Raw genomic sequence first — 22,127 nt, forward strand, 5'->3', positions numbered from 1 at the left:
GCGTGACGACGCTGCCGATGACCACCACCGGCGCTGTCCGGCGGCCCCGGCCGGGGCCGCCGGACCTCGCGGCCGGGGCCACCCGTGCGGCCGCCGTGCCGGTCCGCACCGGCTGCCGGCGCGTGCCGTTCGCCGACCCGCTCGCGATGTACCGGGCCCTGGCGCACCACTTCGGCGAACGCGAGGTGTTCCTGCTCGAGTCACGGTCCGCCCGGACGCCCGCCGAGGCGGTTCCAGGTGCGGCGAACCGGAATCCGCGAGCCGACGGCGCACAGGACGCTCGGTACGCGTACCTCGGCGTCGGTCCGGTGCTGTCGGTCTCGGTGACCCAAGAGCGGGTCGACGTCGCCGGCACACCGGTGCTCGCCGGTGTCGTGCGCGACGCCGTGTCGGATCTCCTCGCCGTCGACGGGCACGGCCCATGGCTGCCGGACCAGCGTCGGCTATGGGACCTGCTGCGCCGTGTCCGGGCCGTGTTCGACGCCGAAGGGACCACCGACCGGTTCACCTTCGGCTTCCTGACCTTCTTCGGCTACGACACCGCCCGCTATGTCGAGCAGCTGCCGTGGCGGATCGACCACCGGCCCGACGGGCCCGACGTGGCCGTCGTGCTGCACCGCAGCCACGTGCGCGTGGACCTGCTGACCGGGACGGCCGAGCTGCTCACGCACCGGTCCCCCGCCTGGGACGACCCGCCCGTGGCAGACCTCGAGGCCGCCCTGGCCGAGTGCGCGGCCACCCCGGCGAACGGCATGGCCGCCGCCGCGAACGGCCCGGCCGGGACCGCCGACGACGACGCCGAGTGCCCCGGCGTGTGCCCGCCGGTGTCCGTCACCGACGAGCTGACCCAGGCCCGGTTCGCCGCCGACGTGCGGCGCTGCCTGCACCACATCGAGGTCGGCGACATCTACCAGGTGCAGATCGGCCACGACCTCGTCGTGCACAGCCACGCCACCCCGCTCGACGTGTACCGGCGGCTGCGCTCACGCAACCCGTCGCCCTACATGTTCCTGTGCCCGCTCGGCGACCAGACGCTCATCGGTGCCAGCCCCGAGCTGTTCGTGCGGGTGACCGACGGCGCGATCGTCATGCGGCCGATCGCCGGCACCGTGCCGCGACCCGGACGCCACCACGACGACCGGGCGGGCGATGACCGGGCCGACGAGCAACGCGCGGCCGCGCGCCTGCGCAACGACCCGAAGGAGGTCGCCGAGCACGTGATGCTCGTCGACCTGTGCCGCAACGACATCGGCCGCGTCTGCCGCGGCGACAGCCTCACCACCGGCGAGCTGCTGGAGGTGGAGACGTACTCGCACGTGCTGCACCTCGTCTCCACGGTCGCCGGCCGGGTCGACGAGCACGCCGACAGCTTCGAGGTGATCCGGGCGCTGTTCCCGGCGGGCACGATGACCGGGGCGCCGAAGATCCGCGCCATGGAGATCATCGAGTCCGTCGAGGCGAGCCGCCGCGGACTGTACGCCGGGGCGGTCGGGCTCGTCGACGTCGCCGGGCACGTCAACCTCGCGCTGGTCATCCGCACGCTCTTCCACCGGGACGAGCGCTACCGCATCCGGGCCTCCGCCGGCGTCGTCGCCGACTCCGAGCCGGGCCGGGAGTGGCGCGAGTCGCTGGTGAAGATGTCCGCCCCCTACTGGGCCGTCACCGGAACGGAGCTGGCGCCGTGAAAACCCTCGTCGTGGACGCCTACGACAGTTTCGTCTACATCATCCGGCAGTACCTGCTGAGCCTCGGCGCCGGACCGGTGGTCGCCCGTCCGGACGAGCTGACGCTGGCCACCGTCGAGCGGATGCGCCCGGACGCGATCGTGCTCGGCCCCGGCCCGGGTCACCCGAGCGACTCCGGGCACGTCGAGCTGGTGCAGAACTTCGCCGGGCAGTGCCCGATCCTCGGCGTCTGCCTGGGCCATCAGGCGGTGGCGGTCGCGTTCGGCGGCGACGTCCGGCCGGCCGAGCACCTCATGCACGGCAAGACCAGCCCGATCAGCCACGACGGCGCCGGACTGTTCGACGGCCGGCCGAGCCCGTTCCTCGCCACGCGGTACCACTCGCTGGTCGTGGTGCCCGACGCCCTGCCCGACGACCTGCTGGTGACCGCCCGGGCCGGCGACGACGGCTACATCATGGGACTGCGGCACGAGCACCTGCCGGTCGAGACGGTCCAGTTCCACCCGGAGAGCGTGTGCACCGAGGACGGCCTGCAGCTGTTCGCGAACTTCGTCAAGCGGTGCCCCACCGGCGACCGGAGCGCCGCATGACGACCGGCACCGCCCGCCGTGCGGGCGCACCGATCCCGACCGACGACCCGTGGCTGTGGCGGCTGCGTCACGAGCCGGACGAGCCCGCCGCGACGGTGCTGTTCCTGCCGCACGCCGGTGGCACCGCAGCCAACTACACCACCTGGGCCGGCCACTTCCCGGCCGGCTTCCGGCTGCTGGCCGCCCAGTACCCCGGGCGTGGACCGCGTTACACCGAGCCGCACGCCACCGATCTCCACGAGTGGGTCGGGCCGCTGCAGCGGGCGGTCGACGGGATCACCGGACCCCTCGCCCTGTTCGGGCACAGCCTCGGCGCCCTGGCCGGCTTCGAGCTCGCGTGGCGGTTGCAGCAGCGCGACCGCGACGTCACGGTGCTGGTCGCCTCCGCCGCTCCCCCGCCCCACCTGCCCAACCCGCTGCTCCAGGACGGCGAGCTGTCCGACGCGGACCTCACGGCGCTGCTGAAGACGCACGGCGGCCTGTCCCCGGCGCTGCTGGCCGAGCCCGAGATTCTCGCCCTCGCCGTCGACGGGCTGCGCGCCGACCTGACGATCGAGCGCAACTACGACTTCGGCCCCGAGCCGCGCCGCCTGCGCTGCCCGCTCGTCGTGCTCGGCGGCGATCGTGACGTGCTCGTCCCGCCCGAACTCAGCCGCTCCTGGGCCGACCGGTCAGTGGCGCCGCCTGACGTCCACGTCCTGCCGGGCGGGCACTTCTACCTGCTGGAGCAGCCGGAGACCGTGGCGGCACTCGTCAGGAACCGCCTTCCGGCCGGTGCGCAGAAAGGTGACGGCTGATGACCGAGCTCATGTCCTCCCCGAGGTCCGCCGTGGCACCGTCGCGCCGACAGCGGCGGCTCTTGCGACGGTACGCGCCGGCGAGCCCCACCGACCACGCCGTCTACTGCCTGGTGCGGCTGTCCGGGCGGCTCGACGCCGACGCGCTGAGCCGGGCACTGTCGGCGCTGGTCGAGCAGCACGACGAGCTGCGCACGGCGGTCGTCGACGGCGGCGACGCGCCGGTGCTGGAGGTCGTCGAGCCGTTCGCGGTCCGCCTGGTCGTCGAGCGGGTGCGGGGCGCCCGGGTCGAACAGCGCGCCGCCCTGCGGGACGACCCCTTCGACCTCGCCGAGGGCCGGCTGCTGCGGGCCCGGCTCTTCGACCTCGGCCCGCGCGAGCACCTGCTGGCCCTGGCCGTGCACGAGCTGGCGGCCGACCGCCGGTCGCTCGCCGGTCTGCTCGACGAGCTCGCCGGCGCGTACACGGGCGGCGCGCGGAACTCGGGAGCACACCCGCCGGCGGCCGGACCGCGCGACCGCGGCCAGGCGGGGGCCGGCGGCGACCGGCAGGTGGCCCGCGTGCGGGTGGACCTGCCGGACGCGGCGCCGGCCGGCGTCACCGGCGGGCTCGCCGACCGGGCCGCCACCGTGGCTGCCGCCTGCGCCGTCGTGCTGGTCCGCGAGAGCGGCACCGACGACCCGGGAGTGGGCGTCGTCGGGACGGCCGGCGACCCGGTGCCGCTGTCCCTCGACGTGGACGAGCGGCGCCCCTTCCGCGACCTGGTGACGCGGGCCCGCACCGCGCTGGACGAGGCAGCGCGAGCCGAGGCAGCGCGAACCGGGACGGTGGCCGGCGTCCGCGTCGTGCTGGAGGAGGACCGGCGCTCGACGCTCGCGTTCGCCGGCCTGGAGGCCGAGCTGGTCGAGCTGGTCGCCGACCCGGTGGATCGCGAGATCGTCCTGCGTCACCGGCACGACGGCGACCGGCTGCACCTGGACCTGCACTACCCGGCCGACGCCGTCGCCCATGCCACGGTCGAACGGCTCGCCGGCCGGGTGCGCACGCTGCTCGCGACGGTGACCGCCGAGCCCGACGTCCCTCTGGTCCGGCTGGCGCTGTGCACGCCGCAGGAGCGGGCACGGGTGCTCGACCGCGGCGACGGCGGGCCGGCCAGGCAGGGACCCTTCGTGCCGGTGCACGAACTGCTCGCCCGCGTCGCCGCCGCCCACCCGGACCGGCCGGCCGTCGTGGCCGAGCGGACCGTCACGTTCGGCGCGCTCGACCGCGAGGCCGAGCGGCTCGCGGGGCTGCTGACCGCCCGCGGGGCCGGCCCGGAGTCCCTGGTCGCCCTGTGCCTGCCCCGCGTCCACGAGCTCGTCGCCGCCGTTTTCGGCGTGCTCAAGGCCGGTGCCGCCTACGTGCCGATCGACCCCTCCTACCCGCAGGAGCGCATCGCGTGGATGCTCGCCGACAGCGGGGCGCGGCTCGTGCTCACCCACTCCTCCGTCGCCGCGCGGATCCCGGCGGACACCGCGGCGGGGCCGCTGGTGCTCGACGATCCGGCGACGTTCGACGGCCTGATCGGGCCGGACCGGGCGCCGGTCACGGTCGACCCGCGTCATCTCGCGTACCAGATCTACACCTCGGGCTCGACCGGGCGGCCCAAGGGCGTCCAGATCACCCACAGCGCCGTGGCGAACCTGCTGCGTGCTCTCGAACGTGCCGAGATCACCGACACACCCGGCGAGCGCGTCGCCTGGAACGCCAGCGTGTCGTTCGACGCCTCGGTCCAGCAGTGGACCCGGCTGTGCCGCGGCGACACGCTCGTGCTGCTCGACGAGCAGACCCGGTCCGACCCGGCGGCCCTGGCCGAGACCGTCGTCGCCGAGCGACTGTCCGCTGTGGACATCACGCCGTCGCACCTGCGCCTGGCCCTGCCGCACCTGCGCGAGGTCACGCCGCCGGACGGCCGGCCGGTGCGGCTGCTCGTCGGCGGCGAGGACATCGGCCCGCCGCTGTGGAAGGAGCTCGACGAGCTCGAGCGGACCGGGCAGGCCGGGGCCGTCAACCTGTACGGGCCGACGGAGTGCACCGTGGACGCCAGCGCCGGCTGGGTGCGCAGCTCCGGACGGCCGCACATCGGGCGTCCGCTGCCCGGCGTCCGGCTCTACGTCCTCGACGCCTGGATGCGGCCGGTCCCCGTCGGCATGACCGGCGACCTGTACATCGCCGGCGGCGGTCTGGCTCGCGGCTACCGGGGCCGGCCCGGGCTCACCGCCGAGCGCTTCATCTGCGACGTCGTGGCCGGTGACGGGTCACGGATGTACCACACCGGCGACCGCGCCCGCTGGCGGGAGGACGGCCTGCTCGAGTTCGCCGGCCGCGCCGACCGGCAGGTGAAGGTGCGCGGCTACCGGATCGAGCTCGGCGAGATCGAGGCGGTCCTCGGCGCCGCACCCGGCGTCCTCGAGGCGCTCGTCACGATGCGCGACGACCTGCCGTCCGGCGAGGGCATCGCCGCGTACTGCCGCACCCGCTCGCCGCTGGACGCCCCGGCCCTGCGCCGCTGGCTCGCCGACCGCCTGCCCGAGTTCATGATCCCTTCGACGTTCATCCATACAGAGCGTTTCCCCCTCACCGTCAACGGGAAGGTGGACGAAGGCCGGCTGCCGCCGCCACCCGGCCGGGAGCCCGCGACCGCCGAGCCCGGCGACGACGCGCCGCATGGGCCGATCGAGGAACTGCTCGCGGCGGTGTGGTCCGACGTGCTCGGCGTGAAGGACATCACCGCCCACGACAACTTCTTCGACCTCGGTGGCCACTCGGCGCTGGCGATCCGGGTGGTGGCGCGGCTGCGGCGGGACGGCCGGATCGGCATCCCCATGGTCGCCGTGTTCGAGCACCCGCGGCTGCGCGACCTGGCGGACCACATCGCGACCGCGCAGCACCGCAGGTAGGAGGTCACAGCCCGCGCCATCCAGATCGTTCGACCGCACGTTCGCTGCTGAGGGAGTCCATCGACCATGAGCAACGTCGATCATCAGAGCGCCACGGCCACGCCGGCACCGGATCCGAGACGATGGCGGGCACTCGCCGTGCTCGCCCTGGTCCAGTTCATGATCGTCATCGACAGCACCGTCGTGAACGTGGCACTGCCGTCGATCCGCGACGAGTTCAACGCATCAACGGGCAGCCTCACCTGGGTGGTCAACGCGTACGTGCTGACCGCCGCCGGTCTGCTGCTGCTCGGCGGGCGGCTCGGCGACCTGTTCGGCCGGCGTCGGGTGTTCACCATCGGCACCGCGCTGTTCGCCGTCGCCTCGCTGACCACCGGCGCCGCGCTGAGCCTGGGCATGCTGGTGACCGGCCGCTTCGCGCAGGGCGTCGGCGAGGCGCTCGCCTCGCCGGCCGCGCTCTCCCTCGTCGCGCTGCTCTTCGTCGACGAGCGTGAGCGTGCCAAGGCGTTCGCGATCTGGGGCGGCATCGCCGGTGCCGGCGCCACCGTCGGCGTCGTGCTCTCCGGCGTCATCACCGAGTTCATCGACTGGCGCTGGATCTTCTTCATCAACGTGCCGCTCGCCCTGATCCCCCTGCTGCTCATCCGCCGCCTCGTCGACGAGGGCCGCGCCACCGGCACCCCGAAGCGGATCGATGTGCCCGGCGCCGTGCTGGTCACCGGTGGTCTCGTCGCGCTCGTCTACGCCGTCGTCGCGGCCGCCGGCAACGGGTGGAGCAACCCCGTCGTCTGGGCGCCGCTCGTCGCCGGCATCGTCGCGCTCGCCGCGTTCGTCGCCCTGGAGCGCCGCTCGGCCGCGCCGCTGATCCCGCCGCGCTTCTTCGCCAACGGGGTGCGGCTGTCGGCCAACGCCCTGAGCATCCTGCTGGTGAGCACCACGAGTGCGGTGTTCTTCCTCGTGATCCTGTACATGCGGGACGTCCTGGGGTACTCCCCGCTCATCGCCGGGCTGGCATGGGTGCCGTTCCTGGTGATGTTCATGCCGGGCCTGGCGCTGTCGGCCCGGCTGGTCGCCCGCTTCGGCGTGGGGATCACCATGGCGATCGGGTTCGCCGCCGCCGCGGCCGGTCTGCTGCTACTGGGCCGGATCCCGGCCGACGGATCGTACGTCGTGGACCTGCTCCCCGCCTTCCTGCTCATCGCCCTGGGCATGGGCATCGCCAACCCGGCGTTGCAGAACGCCGTGCTGTACAAGGTGTCCGGCGAGGACGCGGGCCTCGGGTCCGGCGTGGCGGCCACCGTCGCGCAGATGGGTGGCGCGCTCGGTGTCGCGGTCTTCGCCATGATCGCCGTCCGCGAGCAGATCTCCTCGACGGCGTCGCCGGAGGTCGCCGCGACCGAGGGCTACCAGCTCGCGCTCCTCGTCGCCGGTCTGGTCCTCATCGTGGGGCTTCTGGCCGCCGTGTGGCTCGCGATCCGCGCCCCGCAGGTCGGCCGGGCCGCGCCGGGCGCCGGCCAGCCGCCGTCGGACCAGCCCCCCGGGTCCTCGGACGAGCCCGTCCCGGCGCAGCTGACCCGGTCGGGCCGGTCCTCCCGCTGACCCGACCGCCCTGCCGGGCCGGTGCCGCACCGTCGGTGCCGGCCCGGCGGTGTGCTCCCGGCCGCCCGCTCGAGCGCCGGCAACCGTAACCGGCGTCTAACCGCCGCGCTCTAGCGTGCGAACAGACAGGCGACCACCACGGCGCATCCGCCGGCGATCGAGGAGGAAACGGCTGTGCCAGACCCGTCAACCCCGGCCACGGGACATCGTGACCTGACCGGCGCCGAGCGGCGCCGCCAGGTCGTGGAGTGGAACGACACCGCCGCGACCGTCGACCCGGCTTTCTGGCCCGATCTCATGCGCCGCGCCGCCGCGCGACGGCCGGACGCGGTCGCCGTCGTGCAGGACGGTCGGACGCTGACCTTCGGCGAGTTCGACGACCTCGCGAACCGGCTGGCCGGACACCTCGCCACGCTCGGCGTCGCGGCCGGGTCGCGGGTCGGCGTGTGCCTGGAGCGCAGCTGGGAGCACCTGGTCGCGCAGCTCGCCGTCGGCAAGCTCGGCGCGACCGTGGTGCTCATGGACCCGCAGTACCCGGCGGACCGCCTCGCGTTCATGCTCACCGACTCGGGCGCGGCCGCGGTGGTGACGCGTCGCGCGTACGCCGATCGGCTCGAGATTCCGCACGGCTGCACCGCGGTCGCGGTCGGCGGGCCGAGCCACCCTGCCACGGACGGGTCCTGGCCGCAGGGGCCGGCGACGGACCCGGGGGGCACGGTCACCGCGCAGACGGTCTGCCACATCTCGTACACGTCGGGCTCGACCGGGGTGCCGAAGGCGGTGCTGCAGCGGCACGGCCCGCTGCGCAACCTCGTGCACGTCCTGACCCGTGAGTGCGGCCTCGACGCTGACGCGCGCGGCACCTGGCTGTGCTCCCCCGGCCTGGGCATGGTGCAGGTGGACCCGCTGCCGGTGCTGGCCGCCGGCGGGGCCGTGCACATCCCGCCCGCCGGCGTGGCCGCCTCGGCCGAGCGGCTGCGCGACTGGCTGGCCACCCATCGGGTGACACACTCGCTGCTGCTGACCGCGATGGCCGAGCGGCTGTGGGCGCTGGAGCCACCGGCCGGCGCCGCGCTGCGCAACATGCGCATCGCCGGTGAGCGACTGCGGTCCTGGCCGCCGAACGACCTGCCCTACGCCGTGACCAACGTGTACGGCTCGGCCGAGGCCACCGTCGTGGCGACCTGCGACGTGACGGCGATCGGCCGGACCCTCACCGAGGACGAGCGGCGGGACCGGATGCCCCCGGTCGGGCGGCCGGTCGCCAACGTCCGCACGTACGTGCTCGACCCGCAGCTGCACCCGGTGCCCGTCGGGGTGCTCGGCGAGCTGTTCGTGTCCGGCGCGAGCCTGTCCGAGGGCTACCTCAACCGCCCCGAGGCCAACGACGCGAAGTTCCTTCCCAACCCGATCGAGGAGGACCCGTACCCGGTCCTGTACCGCACCGGTGACGTCGCCCGATACTGGCCCGACGGCACCGTGGAGGTCGTCGGCCGCACGGACAACGAAATCAAGATCCGTGGGTACCGGCTGCAGCCGGGCGAGATCGAGAGCGTCCTCGGGCAGCAGCCCGGCGTCCGGCAGGCCGTGGTCACCGCGCACGAGGTCGCCCCGGGCGAGCAGCGCCTGGTGGCCTACGTCGAGCCCGACCCGTCCGCCGCCCCGCTCGTCCGCGAGCTGCGCCGTGCCCTGCGCAAGCGACTCCCCCCGCACAGCGTGCCGGCCGCCTTCGTGGTCGGGGACCTGCCGACCACCGCCAACGGCAAGATCGACCGGGCCGCGCTGCCTCCGCCACCGCGCACCCGGCCCGACATGGACGCCGCGTACGTCGCACCGCGCGATGCCACCGAGGCGGTCCTGGCCGACGTGTTCTCCACGGTCCTCGACATCGACGACGTCGGCGTCCAGGACAGCTTCCTCGACCTCGGCGGCGACTCGCTGCGGGGAATGGCGCTGCTCAAGGAGGTGCGCGAGCGGTTCCAGATAGACCTGGAGCTCTCCGAGCTGGCCCAGGCACCGGGCGTGGCCCAGCTCGCCCGGATCGTCGAGCGCAAGCGCGCCGCCGGTGACGAGACGCCGCGGTGGCCGCAGGTGTCGCACGACGCCGCGGGCCGCTACGAGCCCTTCCCGCTGACGCCGAACCAGGAGGCGCTGTGGATCGGCCGGGGCGACGCGGTCGACCTCGGTGACGTGGGCGCCCACGGGTACTTCGAGTGGGAGCAGGACCGGCTCGACGCCGACCGGTTCCGCGCGGCCTGGCGACGCCTCGTCGCCCGCCACGACATGCTGCGCGTGGTCATCCGGCCCGACGGCACCCAGGTCGTCCTGCCCGAGGCCGTCGACGACGGTCTCACGGTCCAGGACCTGCGGCACCTGCCGGTGAGCGAGGCCGAGCGGTGCGCCCTGGCGACCCGCGAGGAGATGTCGCACCAGGTCATCGACTGCGCCACCTGGCCGCTGTTCGACGCCCGGGTGACGTTGCTGCCCGACGCGACCGCCGACAGCCATGCCGACGGGCCCGGCCCGACCGCGGGGAGCCGCGCACGGCTGCACTTCGGGCTCGACATGCTCAATCTGGATGCGTGGAGCGCCTTCAGCGTCCTGTTCCCCGAGCTGATCGAGCTCTACGAGGACCCGGACACCACACTGCCGGCGCTGGACATCACGTTCCGCGACTACGTCCTCGGCACCCGGCGTGTCGCCGACACCGCCGCGTACCGGCGGTCCCGCGACTACTGGCTGTCCCGGCTCGACACCCTGCCGGCCGCCCCCGACCTGCCGATGCGGGCCGCGCCGGACGGCGTCGTGCGGTTCAGCCGGTTCGAGCACGCCGTCGAGCCCGCCGAGTGGGGCCGGTTGCAGCGGCTGGCCTCGACCATGGGCGTCACCCGCAACTGCCTGCTCGTCGCCGCGTTCGCCGAGGTGCTACGGACCTGGAGCGGCCACGAGCGGTTCACGCTCAACTTCCCGATCTTCGACCGCATGGACCTGCACCCGCACGTGGAGCGGCTCGTCGGGGACTTCACCAACACCGTGCTCGTCGCCGTGGAGAAGGTCGACGGCACGTTCGAGGAGCGGGCCCGGGACATCCAGGAGCAGCTGTGGCGCGACCTGGAGCACCGGCACTTCGCCGGCGTCGACGTCCTGCGCGAGCTGGCCCGCCGCCAGGACGGCCCGCTGCGCCCGGCGATGCCGATCGTGGTGACCAGTCTGCTCGGCCAGCCGCCCCGCCGGCAGGTGTCCGCGCTCGGCCGGGAGGTCTACGGCATCTCGCAGACCCCGCAGGTGCTGATCGACCTGCAGATCCGCGAGATCGACGACGTCCTGCACATCAAGTGGGACTACCTCGCGGAACTGTTCCCGCCCGGGATGATCGCGGCGATGTTCGACGCCTACCGCACGCTGCTGCGGCGCCTGGCCGAGGACGACGGGCGGCGGCACACCGAGCGGTTCGCGTTGCTGCCGGCCGAGCAGTGGAAGGTCCGCGCCGCGGTCAACGACACCGCCGGGCCGGCTCCCCAGGTGCTGCTGCACGACCTGCTGGCCCTCCAGGCGGACCGGCGGCCGGACGCCCCGGCCGTCATCACCACCGGCCGGCGGCTCTCCTTCGCCGAGCTGCGGTCCGAGGCGAGCCGGGTCGGGCGCCGGCTGCGAGAGCTCGGCGCCGCACCCGGCCGGCTCGTCGGGGTCGTCATGGACAAGGGCTGGGAGCAGTACGTCGCGGTCTACGGCACCCTGGTCGCCGGGGCCGCCTACCTGCCGATCGACCCGGCCGTCCCGCCCGAGCGGCTGGCCTACCTGCTCGACAACGGCGAGGTCGACCTCGTGCTCACCCAGCCCGCCCTCGCCGACACCCGCCCCTGGCCGGAGCGGGTCACGGTGCTCACCGTCGGCACCGACTTCGACGACGCGGACGACGCGCCGCTGGACAGCGTGCAACAGCCGGGCGACCTGGCCTACGTCATCTACACCTCGGGCTCCACCGGCGAACCCAAGGGCGTCATGGTCGACCACCGTGGCGCCGTCAACCACGTGCTCGACATCAACCGGCGGCTCGGCACAGGCCCCGACGACCGTGCCCTCGCCGTCGCCGGGCTGTACTTCGACATGTCGGTCTACGACGTGTTCGGCATCCTCGCCGCCGGTGGTGCCGCCGTGCTGCCCGACGCGGCACGGCGGACCGAGCCCGACCACTGGGCGACGCTCGTCCCGGCCGAGTCGGTGACGTTCTGGGCGGCGGTGCCGGCACTGATGGAGATGGCCGTCGACCGGGTCGAGACGCGGCGCTCCGACGCGCTCGCCTCGCTGCGGCACGTGGTGCTGGCCGGCGACTGGATCCCGCTGGACCTGCCCGACCGGCTGCGCGCGGTCGCCCCGGACGTGCGCGTGTACAGCTGCGGCGGGCCCACCGAGACGATCAACTGGTCGATCATCCACCCGATCGGCGCGGTCGATCCCGGCTGGGCGAGCATCCCCTACGGGCGGCCGACCACGAACCAGCGCTACCACATCCTGGACCAGCGCCTCGAGCACCGCCCGGTGTGGGTGCCCGGCGAGATGTACGTGAGCAGCGAGGTCGGGCTGGCCCAGGGCTACTGGCGCGACGAGCGGCTGACCCGGGAGAAGTTCTTCCGGCTGCCCGGCACCGGCGAGCGCGTCTACGCCACCGGCGACATCGGCCGCTACCTGCCCGACGGGGACATCGAGATCCTCGGCCGCGACGACGCGCAGGTGAAGGTCCAGGGGTACCGGATCGAGCTGGGTGAGGTCGAGGCGGCACTGCAACGATGCGACCAGGTGCAGCGCGCGGTGGTCGTGGCACCGCGGGACGCGAACGGCCGGCGGCACCTGACCGCCTTCGCGGCCGGGCACCCGCACCGGCCGGCACCCGAGCCGCAGCGGCTGACCGACCACCTGCGGCAGCTCCTGCCCGGTTACATGGTGCCCATGGACGTCCGGATCCTGGACGCACTGCCGCTCACCGGCAACGGCAAGATCGACCGCCGGGCGCTGGCCGAGCTGGCCGGGCGCCCGGCAACCGGCGACACCGGCGCCGACCGCGAGCCGACTCCGCTGGACGAGGTCCTCGCCATGATCTATGCCGAGGTGCTCGGCGTGGACCGGGTCGGCATCACCGACAACTTCTTCCACCTGGGCGGCGACTCGATCACCGGGTCCCGCCTGGCCGCGCGGATCGCGGAGGCGTTCGGCGTGGACGTATCCCTGCGCACGATGCTCACGCTGCCGACGGTCGCCGAGGTCAGCGCCGCCCTCGCCGCCGATCCCGAGACCGGCCACGACTGCACACAGCTGGCCACGGCCCTCGTCGGGCTCACCGACGACGACGTGGCGGGCCTCCTGGACGCCGGGGCGGCACCCCGCGACCGGGAGCCGGAACCGCGGACGCAGAAAGGTTGACCATGTCCACCAAAGTCACCCTGCCCGGCCGGGACACCATTCCGGCACCCGACGCCCAGCAGGCACGCGACGGCGACCGCGCCCTGGCGGTCCTGCGCCGCCACGTCACCGCCGACTTCCTCGACCTCATCGTCGACCTCGAGCGCAGCACCGGCTGCTGGCTGGTCGATCTGCGGACCGGTCGGCCGCACCTGGACATGATGGGCTACTACGGCTCCTCGCCCCTGGGGCACAACCATCCCGGGCTGGTGGCCGACCCCCGGTTCGACGCCGAGGTGCTCGCCGCCGCACGCGGCAAGCCGTCCAACCCCGACTTCGCGACGCTGATCCAGGCCCGGTTCGTCGAGACGTTCCTGCGGGTGCTGGGCGACCCGGAGATGCCGTACCTGTTCTTCATCGACGGCGGCGCCCTCGCCGTCGAAAACGCACTCAAGGTCGCGTTCGACTACAAGACCCGGCGCAACGCCGAGCGCGGGATCGCCACCCGCGGCTGGCGCGTGCTGCACCTGCAGCACGCGTTCCACGGCCGGTCCGGCTACACGATGTCGGTCACGAACACCGGGGCCAAGCACACCTGGGCCTTCCCGCAGTTCGACTGGCCCCGGATCCCGAGCCCGGCGGTCGACCGTATGCAGGACTGGGACACGCCCGGCCTCACCACCGAGGAGCAGGCCGCCGTCGCCGCCGCCGAGGCGGCCTTCGCCCGTCACCCCGACGAGATCGCCTGCGTGCTGGCCGAGCCGATCCAGTGCGAAGGCGGCGACCGGCACCTGCGGGCACCGTTCCTGCGGGCGTTGCAGGAGCTGTGCGAGCGCCACGACGCCCTGTTCGTCCTCGACGAGGTGCAGACCGGCGCGGGCGTCACCGGGCATCCCTGGGCGTACCGGGCGCTGGGGCTGGCGCCCGACCTGGTCGCGTTCGGCAAGAAGACACAGGTGTGCGGGGTCATGGGCGGCCGCCGGGTGCGCGACCTGCCGGACAACGCCTTCGTCCTGCCCGGACGCCTCAGCTCCACCTGGGGCGGCAACATCCTCGACATGCTGCGCGCCACCCGCATCCTGGAGATCTACGAGCACGACCGGTTGCTCGACAACGCCGCCGCGATGGGCGAGCGCTTCCTCGCCGGTCTCCGCGCCTGCGCCGAGCGGTGGCCGGGCCTGCTGTCCGCGCCCCGTGGCCGCGGCCTGCTGTGCGCCGTCGACGTCACCGACCGGCGGCGGCGCGACCACCTGGTCTCGCTCGCCTGGCAGCGGCACGGTGCGCTGTTCCTCGGCTGCGGCGAGCGCACCCTGCGCTTCCGCCCGCCGCTGTCGGTCACCGCCGACGATGTCGACGCGGCCCTGAGTGTGCTCCGCGACCTCTGTCCGGAGGTGGAGTCCGGTGTCGGTGACTGACCTCGGCCCATCCGCGTCACCGCCGCTGTCGCCGGAGGCGCTGCAGCGGATCGACGACGCCCTGACCCGGCCGGCGGCACAGCAACCGGTGTGGCCCGACCCGCAGGCCGTGGCCGGCGTGCGCGACAGCCTGTTGTCCGCGCCGCCGATCACCCTGCCGTCGGAGGTCGACCGGCTGCGGCGGCGCCTCGCGGCCGTGGCACGCGGCAGGGCCTTCCTGGTGCAGGGCGGCGACTGTGCCGAGACGTTCGCGTCCAACACCCCGGCGCACCTCGGCGCCAACCTCCGGACCTTGCTGCGGATGTCCGCCGTCCTCGGCCACGCCGCCCGGCTACCGGTCGTCAAGGTCGGCCGGATCGCCGGCCAGTTCGCCAAGCCGCGCTCCAAAGCGACCGACACGCACGGCCTGCCGGTGTACCGCGGCGACATCGTCAACTCGGCGACGCCCGATCCGCGGCTGCGCGTGCCGGACCCCGACCGGATGCTTCGCGCGTACGCCAACTCGGGCGCGGCGATGCGCTTCATCCGGCGGCTGCACCGCTGCGGGATCGCGGAGATCTTCACCAGCCACGAGTGCCTGCTGCTCGACTACGAGCGCACGATGCTCCGCCCGGCCGGACCCGGCGGCCGGCTGTACAACCTGTCGTCGCACTTCCTGTGGATCGGCGAGCGGACTCGCCAGCTGGACGGGGCGCACATCGCGTTCGCCGCGCTGATGGCCAACCCGATCGGCATCAAGCTCGGCCCGACCGCGACCCCGGAGGAGGTCGTCGAGTACCTCGAGCGGCTGGACCCGGACCACGAGCCGGGACGCGTCACGCTGATCACCCGCCTCGGCCACGACCAGGTCGAGAAGGTGCTGCCCGGCATCGTGGAGAAGGTCGAGGCGTCCGGCCATCAGGTGGTGTGGCAGTGCGACGCGATGCACGGCAACACCCACGAGTCCACCACCGGTTACAAGACCCGCCACTTCGACCGCATCCTCGCCGAGGTGCGATCCTTCTTCGCGGTACACCGGGAGTTGGGCACCTACCCGGGCGGCATCCACCTGGAGCTCACCGGCGAGCCGGTCACCGAGTGCCAGGGCGGTGCCCTCCATGTGTCCGACCACGACCTGCGCGCCTGCTACAGCACCGCGTGCGACCCGCGGCTCAACCACCGCCAGGCCATGGAGCTGGCCGTCCGTATCGCCCGCATCCTGCGGTCCTGACGGTTCCCTATGGCAATGAACGTCCACCGCCACCGCCTCGCAGGCGACTCGTACCCCTTAGCACGCCGAAGCACCCGAACGGCCTGTTCGACGTCACCCTCACTCGAGGGCGTCGAGGAAAGCGACGAGCGACTCGCGGTACCGTTCGGGCTGGTTGGCCGCGATGGCGTGGCCCGCGCCCCGCACCGCGACGAGCTGCGCCCCGGGTAGGGTGCGGCGGTATTCCTCGGCCGTCTCCGGCGGGACGAAGTCGCACTCGCCACGGAGGATCAAGGCGGGCACGTGAACCGTCCGCAGTGCCGGGCGCGGGTCGGGGATGTGGGCGAAGTCGGCGACGGTGAGCTGGTTGCTGTAGAAGCCTTGGTGGTTGTCGTGCACGCGGGCCGGCTGGCTGCCCGGGCAGCCGGTGGTGTCCTTGCCCAGCACGGCCACGCGGTGCAGGAGTTCGTCGGCCTCGTCGTCGCCCATGAACGCGTGGGCGGCGTTGGGGTTCGCCTGCTGCAGCAGCGCCTGCACGACGACGCGAGGGCTCGACAGCAGTTCCTCGCGCTGCTCACGTTGTGACGGGCTCATGCGCGCCCACGGATCGCCGGTGTCGCCGCCCGGGTCGGCGCCCGGCCAGATGGGGCCCGGTCCGGTGAACACGACCGCGCGCACGTTGGCCGGGTGCTGGGCCAGATACTGGGCGGCGAGCGAGGCGCCCCACGACTGGCCGACGAGGATCATCCGGTCGACGCCGAGCAGGGCGCGGATTGCCTCGAGGTCGGCAACGTGCCGCGCGACGGTATACCCGGTCACGTCCTGCAGCCGGGTGGACCGACCCGCGCCCAGTTGGTCGTAGACGTACACGTCGAACCCCGCCTCGGTCAGGGCCCCCGTCACCGCCGGAAGGCCTTCGCCCGGCGTACCGGGGCCGCCGTGCAGAAACACCACCGGCCCGCGATGCACGCCCGCGGTCGCGGTGGCGTGGACATAGGCGATGTCTGAGCCGGTCGACAGCGACCAGAACCGCACCCCCGCAGGCGCGGCGCCCGCCGCCGGGTGCGGCCCGGCAGGCAACACGGCGGCCGCTGCAAGGCCGAGCCAGGCGACGGCGGCAAGCGCAGCCACCCAGGTCCGGGACCGCGCCGGAAGCAGGAGCACCGTGGCGGCGCGCGACAGCCCGTAGGCGGACCCTGCGAGCGTGAGCGCGCCCGCGCCGAGGAACAGCGGCGGCGAGTCGGTGACGGCCGCGGTGGCGAACACGACGGCCAGCGCGGCGACCGGCGGCAGCGCAATGACGAGAAGGGCGAGCAGGACACCGGCGATCCGGCGGACGAAGAACGGCACGCCATCCAGGTTGGCCGCCGGACGGCCGCCGAGCGTCGTCAGGCAGCACGGTCTTCACCGGCCGAGACCCCGCCGCGCGGCGGGGGTCGGGCTCCCCGGGCCGCGCTCAGGCCACCCCCGGGCGGACCAGGCCGGTCTCGTACGCAGCGATGGTCGCCTGGACCCGGTCGCGGACGGCGAGCTTGCCCAGGACCACCGCGACGTGGTCCTTGACCGTGGCAGGGCTGATGCCGAGGTCGGCTGCGATCTCCGCGTTGGACAGCCCCCGCGCCACGCGTGTGAGGACCTGAGTCTCGCGAGGCGTGAGCCGCTCCAGCCGCTGCGCGGCGCCCGGGCCCGGTCCTGTTGCGAAGTGCTGGATGAGCCGGCCGGTGATACCCGGGTCGAGCAGCGCCTCGCCGGCGGCGACGACCCGGACCGCGTCGACGACCCGCTCCGGATCGGCATCCTTGAGCAGGAAACCGGCGGCGCCGGCGCGCAGGGCGGCGAAGACGTACTCGTCCAGGCCGAAGGTGGTGAGCACGACGACACGGGTGCGCGGATGCCGGCTGCTGACCTCGGCGGCAGCGGCCAGGCCGTCGACGCGTGGCATGCGGATGTCGAGCACGGCCACGTCGGGCGCGGTGGCGGCGATGAGCGCAAGAGCTTCGGCGCCGTCGGCGGCCTGGCCGACGACCGTCATGTCGGCCTCGGCGTCCAGGATGGCGGCGATTCCGGCTCGCACAATACTCTGGTCGTCGGCGACCAGCACCCGGATCAGCGCAGCGTCAACGGCAGCCATACCCGCACCGTACCGCTCCGCCCGTCCACCGACACCGCGCCTCCGCCCGCGTCGACCAGCCGCCTGGCCCGCGCGACGCCCCCGTCGGCGCCGACGGCCCTCATCAGCACTGAGCGGCGACCGCGGTCACCGACCAGCGGCCGCCGCACCGTCACCTTGAGCGCGTCAGGCAGGTAGCTCATGGTCACGGCCGACCCGTCGGTCAGCAGGGCGGCGACCGCCTCCTGCGCCGTAAGTGCGACCGCGTCCGGAAGATGATGTGGTACTCCGAGCACGCGGACAGTCGAGCGGTGCGCGGCGGCGACGGCGCGGATGCCGAGCAGGCCCGGCGGCGGCTCCGACGGCTCCACGACGGTGACCAGGTGCCGCAGCGCGTGCAGGCCGTCGCGGGCCTCGCGATGCACGGCCTCCAGGTCACCACGACGCCGCGCCTCGAGCACCGCCACCACCTGCCGCCGCACGCGGGCCTGCAGACCCGAGACGATCCGTCGTCGTTCGTGGTGCGCCGCCGAATCCGCGGCGACGGCCGTATCGCGCCGGCGCATCTCGGCCCGCCGGCCCCGGTGGAGCCGGCGCACACGGGCCAGCCGTCCGGCCGCCCACACCGGCCCGAGCAGCACCGCCAGGATCGCGGCGAACACTGCGGCGGCGGCCGGGCGGGGCCCGGTGATGCCGTGGCCGGTGGCGAGCGCCGCGCCGCCGAGCGCCGCGACCGCCAGCGGCGCGGGCCAGCCGCGCCCGGCACGGTGCGCGCCGACCGCGTACACCAGCGCCACCTCGACCCACCAGGTCCACAGAAACGCCTCGGCCGGGTCGAGCGGAATCCACCCGGCGCTGGTGCATCCCGTCAGCGCGGCTGAAACCGCACAGGCCGCAGCCAGCGCTGCCGCCGGCGCGAGCCGCCGCCCCGCCAGCGGCAAGGCGTGCAGCACCAACAGCGCCAACAGCCCGCCGGCCGGCCCGGGCCGGGCGAGGAGGTCCACGTCGTCGGGGCCCGGCAGCAGCACGAGGCCGGCAGACAATCCGAACGCCAGCACCGCCATGGCGCGGTCCCGGGCGGCGGCACCGGCCCGGTGCGCCGGCCAGCCGCCTGCCGCGGCGTCCTCGGGCAGGGGCAGCTCCGCCCGGACCCGCCACCCGCCGCCGACGCGCGGCCCGGCGTCGAAGCGGCCACCCGCCGCCTCGACGAGCGCCCGCAGGCCGGCGAGACCCTGACCGGCGCCCACGTCACGACTCGCTGCGGCGCCGCCGTCGTCATCGACGACCACCCGCACGTCGCCCACGCCCTCGTTGATCTCGACCTCGAGCCGTGCCCCGGCGGCGTACCGCGCCGCGTTGGTCAGCGCCTCCCGGACCACCCGGTGGGCCAGCGCCGCCACCGGTGCCGGCACGTCGGCGACGGTGCAGCGCAGCACGGTGCCGGGCCGCTCGGCACACAGGCGCCGGACGTCCTCCAGCGTCGGGTCGGCCATCTGCGCCGCCGCGATGTCGTCCAGCTCGGCGAGGGCCTGCCCGCCCGCCGCCTCGGCGTGCGCCAGTGCCTCGGCCCGCAGCCTCCGATCGGCCAGTCGCCGCGCCGCGGCCGCGGACACCACGATCCCGGTCAGCCGGTGTGCCACGACGTCGTGCAGGTCCGCCGCGAGCCGCCGGCGTTCCGCCGCCGCCGCGAACGCCGGCAGCGTCGCTGTGGCGGCGCGGGCCGCGGCCGCGGCCCGGCGATCGGCCAGGCCGCGTCGGCGGCGGCGGCCGACCGCCCACACCCCGGCCGCGACGGCCCCGACGACCAGGGCCACACCGGCCACGTCGCGGACCGACCCACCGCGTGCGGCGGCCACCACACCGGCCGCCGCTGCCACGGCGAGCGCGCCGATCACCGCGACCCCCGCGGTGCGCCGCACGCTGAGCGAGTAGAGCGCGACCGCAACCGCGACCGGGCCGGCGGGGGCATCGACGGCGACGGGCCAGCCCAGCGTCGTGACAACGACCGTCGCGGCCAGCACCACCTCGGGCGCGCGCCGGCGGTACGCCAACGCACCGCCCACGACCGCGCAGACCACCGCGACCGGCAGCAGCCGAGCCGGCTGCGGCACCTCCTGGCCGGACCACCACGGCACCAGGGGCCACCACAGCACCTGCAGCACCAGCAGCCCGAGCGGCACCGCCACCGCCGGCCGGGCCGGCCTGTCGAGCTCCACGGCATAGAGGCTACGTGGTGCCCCGGCGCCGGAAACCGGTCCGGCGTCGCAGGTCCGTCCCCGCCGTGCGGCGGGGTCAGGCGTCCCGAAGACCGCACCGCAGCCTGACGATCCCGGCGCGCGGCGCTCATACGGTGACGGCGACCCATCCGAGAGGACTCCGATGCATCGCCTGCTACGTGCCTGCCTGGCGCTGGCCTTCGCCGCGCCGCTCGCCGCCGTGCCCCGCCCCGCCGCCGCCGAGCCGCCGCCCGCGCCCGCGGCGAGCCTGCTTGACGACGGCGGACGGCTCGACGCCGCCCGGACGCGGCAGTACCTCGACGCCCTGCTGCCCGGCCAGCTGGCCCGGCTGCACATCCCCGGTGCGGCGGTCAGCGTCGTCGCCGGCGGCCGGACAGTGCTGACCGCCGGGTACGGCGTCGCCGACATGCGGACCGGCACGCCCTTCGACCCGCAGCGCACGGTGGTGGAGCTGGGCTCGATCGCCAAGACGTTCACCGCGACCGCCGTGCTGCAGCTCGCCGAGCAGGGCCGCCTGGACCTCGACGCCGACGTCAACCGGTACCTGACCGACGTGCGCATCGCCGACACGTTCCCCGGACGACCCGTCACCATGACGCACCTGCTCACGCACACCTCGGGCTTCGACACCCAGGGCGTCGGCATCGCCGCCGAGTCCGCCGACGGGCCGGCGTTGGGCCGCTGGCTGGCCGGCCACCAGCCCCGGCGGGTCCGGCCGCCGGGCGAGCTGCCCAGCTACGACAACTACGGCTTCGCGCTGGCCGGCCACATCGTCGAGGAGGTGTCGGGCGAGCCGTTCGACGCGTCCATGCGGCGCCATCTCCTGCAGCCGTTGGGCATGACAAGCACCAGCTTTGCCCAGCCGACCCCGGACGACCTCGCGGACCGGCGGGCGACCGGCTACCGCGCCGACGCTTCCGGCCAGGTTCCGGCCCGCGCCCGCTACGGGCCGATGGCCCCGGCCGGGTCCGGCCCCGTCACCACCGCGGCCGACATGACCCGCTTCATGCTCGCCCAGCTGGGCCGCGGCACGCTCGGCGACGCACGGGTCCTCGGCCCCGACGCCACGGCCGACCTGCAGCGGCGCCATCTGGCCCTGGACGAGCGGCTGTCCGGTCTCGGGTACGGGTGGGAGGACCACCGGCACGGCACCGATCGGGTGCTGCTCAAGGACGGCACCACCACCGGCTTCCACGGCAAGGTGGTCCTCCTGCCGGAGCGCGGGATCGGCCTGTACGTCGTCTACAACGGCCTCGGCACCGAGGGCGGCGCCCGGCTCGCCGGGCAGGACCTCGCTGACGGTTTTCTCGATGCCGTCGTCGGGCCCCGGCCCGCCGAACCGAGGCGGGCGGACGGGTCCACGGACCGCTTCGCCGGCTGGTACCGCACCACGCGCACCGCACACGCCGATTTCACCCGCATCCAGGCGCTGTTCGCCGCCATCGAGGTGACCGCGAATGAGGACGGCACGCTGACCGTCACCGGCGCACCCTCGCCCGATCCGGCTCTGGACACCCGGCGCTTCCAACCCATCGGCCCCGCCCTGTTCCAGGACGAGCACGGCCGCGACCGCATCGCGTTCCTCAGCGACGAGCACGGCCGGGTCACCGGCCTCGCGGCCGAGCGCGAGCCGTCCGAGGCCTACGAACGCCTGGCTGCCGGCAACTCCCCCGCCTTGCACCGGGCAGCGCTGGCCGCCGGAGTTGTGGTGTGCCTACTCGCCCTGACGCTCATGCCCGCGTTCGGCGCCGTTGCCCGGTTGCGCCGGCGAGAGCGGGAGCGCGGCCGCCCGCGGTGGCCGTCATGGCTGCTGTGGACGGCAACCGCTGCCGTCGCCGCCGCCGTCGGAGCTTTGCTCGGCCTCCTCGACGACCGGGGATTCGAGGAGGTGGCCATGGGCCGCTCGCCGCTGCTGTCCCTCGTGGCGGTGTTCTTGGCCACCGCCGGCGCGCTGGGCGGCGTCTCGGCCGCGCTCGCGGTATTCGCCTGGACTCGGCGCTGGTGGCATCCCGCTCGGCGCGTCGGCTTCAGTCTCGTCGTCGCGGCCGTCCTCGCCGTCGTGACGGTCGGCTGGTCCTACGGAGCGTTGTCGATCATGGGCGTCGACCCGCTGTGACGCAGATCCAGCCCGCGTTGGCCGTCGGGCAGGCCAAAGACGAAGAAGGCGAG

12 protein-coding genes are annotated in these 22,127 nt (G+C 74.4%); 9 read left to right on the forward strand and 3 right to left on the reverse strand.

Translation table 11 applies throughout. The features are described 5' to 3' along the window. The first annotated feature begins 2 nt into the window (after positions 1-2). The 8 genes from Dfulv_RS33865 (at position 3) to Dfulv_RS33900 (ending at position 15,632) form a co-directional block, all read left to right on the forward strand. A complete protein-coding gene (locus Dfulv_RS33865) occupies positions 3-1,685 on the forward strand; it encodes an anthranilate synthase component I family protein (protein ID WP_259857884.1) in 1,683 nt (560 codons plus the stop codon). Next, positions 1,682-2,275 carry an anthranilate synthase component II gene (locus Dfulv_RS33870; RefSeq protein ID WP_259857885.1) on the forward strand — a complete coding sequence of 198 codons (594 nt, stop codon included), beginning with the start codon at positions 1,682-1,684 and terminating at the stop codon, positions 2,273-2,275. The genes Dfulv_RS33865 and Dfulv_RS33870 overlap by 4 nt, the downstream gene beginning before the upstream one ends. Continuing rightward, positions 2,272-3,072, forward strand: coding sequence for a thioesterase II family protein (locus tag Dfulv_RS33875; RefSeq protein ID WP_259857886.1), 801 nt, complete (start codon positions 2,272-2,274; stop codon positions 3,070-3,072). Before Dfulv_RS33870 ends, Dfulv_RS33875 begins: the two co-directional genes overlap by 4 nt. After that, on the forward strand, positions 3,072-6,011 hold the full coding sequence (locus Dfulv_RS33880) for an amino acid adenylation domain-containing protein (protein WP_259857887.1): 2,940 nt from the start codon (positions 3,072-3,074) through the stop codon (positions 6,009-6,011). The genes Dfulv_RS33875 and Dfulv_RS33880 overlap by 1 nt, the downstream gene beginning before the upstream one ends. Positions 6,012-6,077: 66 nt before the next feature. Continuing rightward, complete coding sequence (locus Dfulv_RS33885; RefSeq protein ID WP_259857888.1) at positions 6,078-7,610, forward strand: MFS transporter; 1,533 nt, start codon at positions 6,078-6,080, stop codon at positions 7,608-7,610. 174 nt (positions 7,611-7,784) lie between these two features. Then, a complete protein-coding gene (locus Dfulv_RS33890; RefSeq protein ID WP_259857889.1) occupies positions 7,785-13,028 on the forward strand; it encodes a non-ribosomal peptide synthetase in 5,244 nt (1,747 codons plus the stop codon). A 2-nt stretch (positions 13,029-13,030) separates the two neighbouring features. Beyond that, a complete protein-coding gene (lat, locus tag Dfulv_RS33895; protein ID WP_259857890.1) occupies positions 13,031-14,422 on the forward strand; it encodes an L-lysine 6-transaminase in 1,392 nt (463 codons plus the stop codon). Further along, positions 14,409-15,632 (forward strand): 3-deoxy-7-phosphoheptulonate synthase class II, encoded by a 1,224-nt coding sequence (locus tag Dfulv_RS33900; RefSeq protein WP_406567850.1) that lies wholly within the window; start codon positions 14,409-14,411, stop codon positions 15,630-15,632. The genes lat and Dfulv_RS33900 overlap by 14 nt, the downstream gene beginning before the upstream one ends. Before the next feature lie 99 nt (positions 15,633-15,731). On the opposite strand, the gene Dfulv_RS33905 is transcribed toward Dfulv_RS33900, so the two are convergent. The 3 genes from Dfulv_RS33905 to Dfulv_RS48445 form a co-directional block, all read right to left on the reverse strand. After that, positions 15,732-16,961, reverse strand: a complete 1,230-nt coding sequence (locus tag Dfulv_RS33905; RefSeq protein WP_259857891.1) for an alpha/beta fold hydrolase — start codon at positions 16,959-16,961, stop codon at positions 15,732-15,734. 106 nt (positions 16,962-17,067) lie between these two features. Then, on the reverse strand, positions 17,068-17,742 hold the full coding sequence (locus Dfulv_RS33910; protein WP_259857892.1) for a response regulator: 675 nt from the start codon (positions 17,740-17,742) through the stop codon (positions 17,068-17,070). Beyond that, positions 17,718-19,937: a sensor histidine kinase gene (locus tag Dfulv_RS48445; protein WP_264675826.1), complete on the reverse strand. Its 2,220-nt coding sequence runs from the start codon at positions 19,935-19,937 to the stop codon at positions 17,718-17,720. Before Dfulv_RS48445 ends, Dfulv_RS33910 begins: the two co-directional genes overlap by 25 nt. A 163-nt stretch (positions 19,938-20,100) precedes the next feature. Between Dfulv_RS48445 and Dfulv_RS33920 the strand changes: the two genes are divergently transcribed. After that, a complete protein-coding gene (locus Dfulv_RS33920) occupies positions 20,101-22,074 on the forward strand; it encodes a serine hydrolase domain-containing protein (RefSeq protein WP_259857893.1) in 1,974 nt (657 codons plus the stop codon). Positions 22,075-22,127 lie beyond the last annotated feature (53 nt).

Origin of the sequence: Dactylosporangium fulvum (assembly GCF_025137375.1) — a bacterium.
Lineage (GTDB): Bacteria > Actinomycetota > Actinomycetes > Mycobacteriales > Micromonosporaceae > Dactylosporangium > Dactylosporangium fulvum.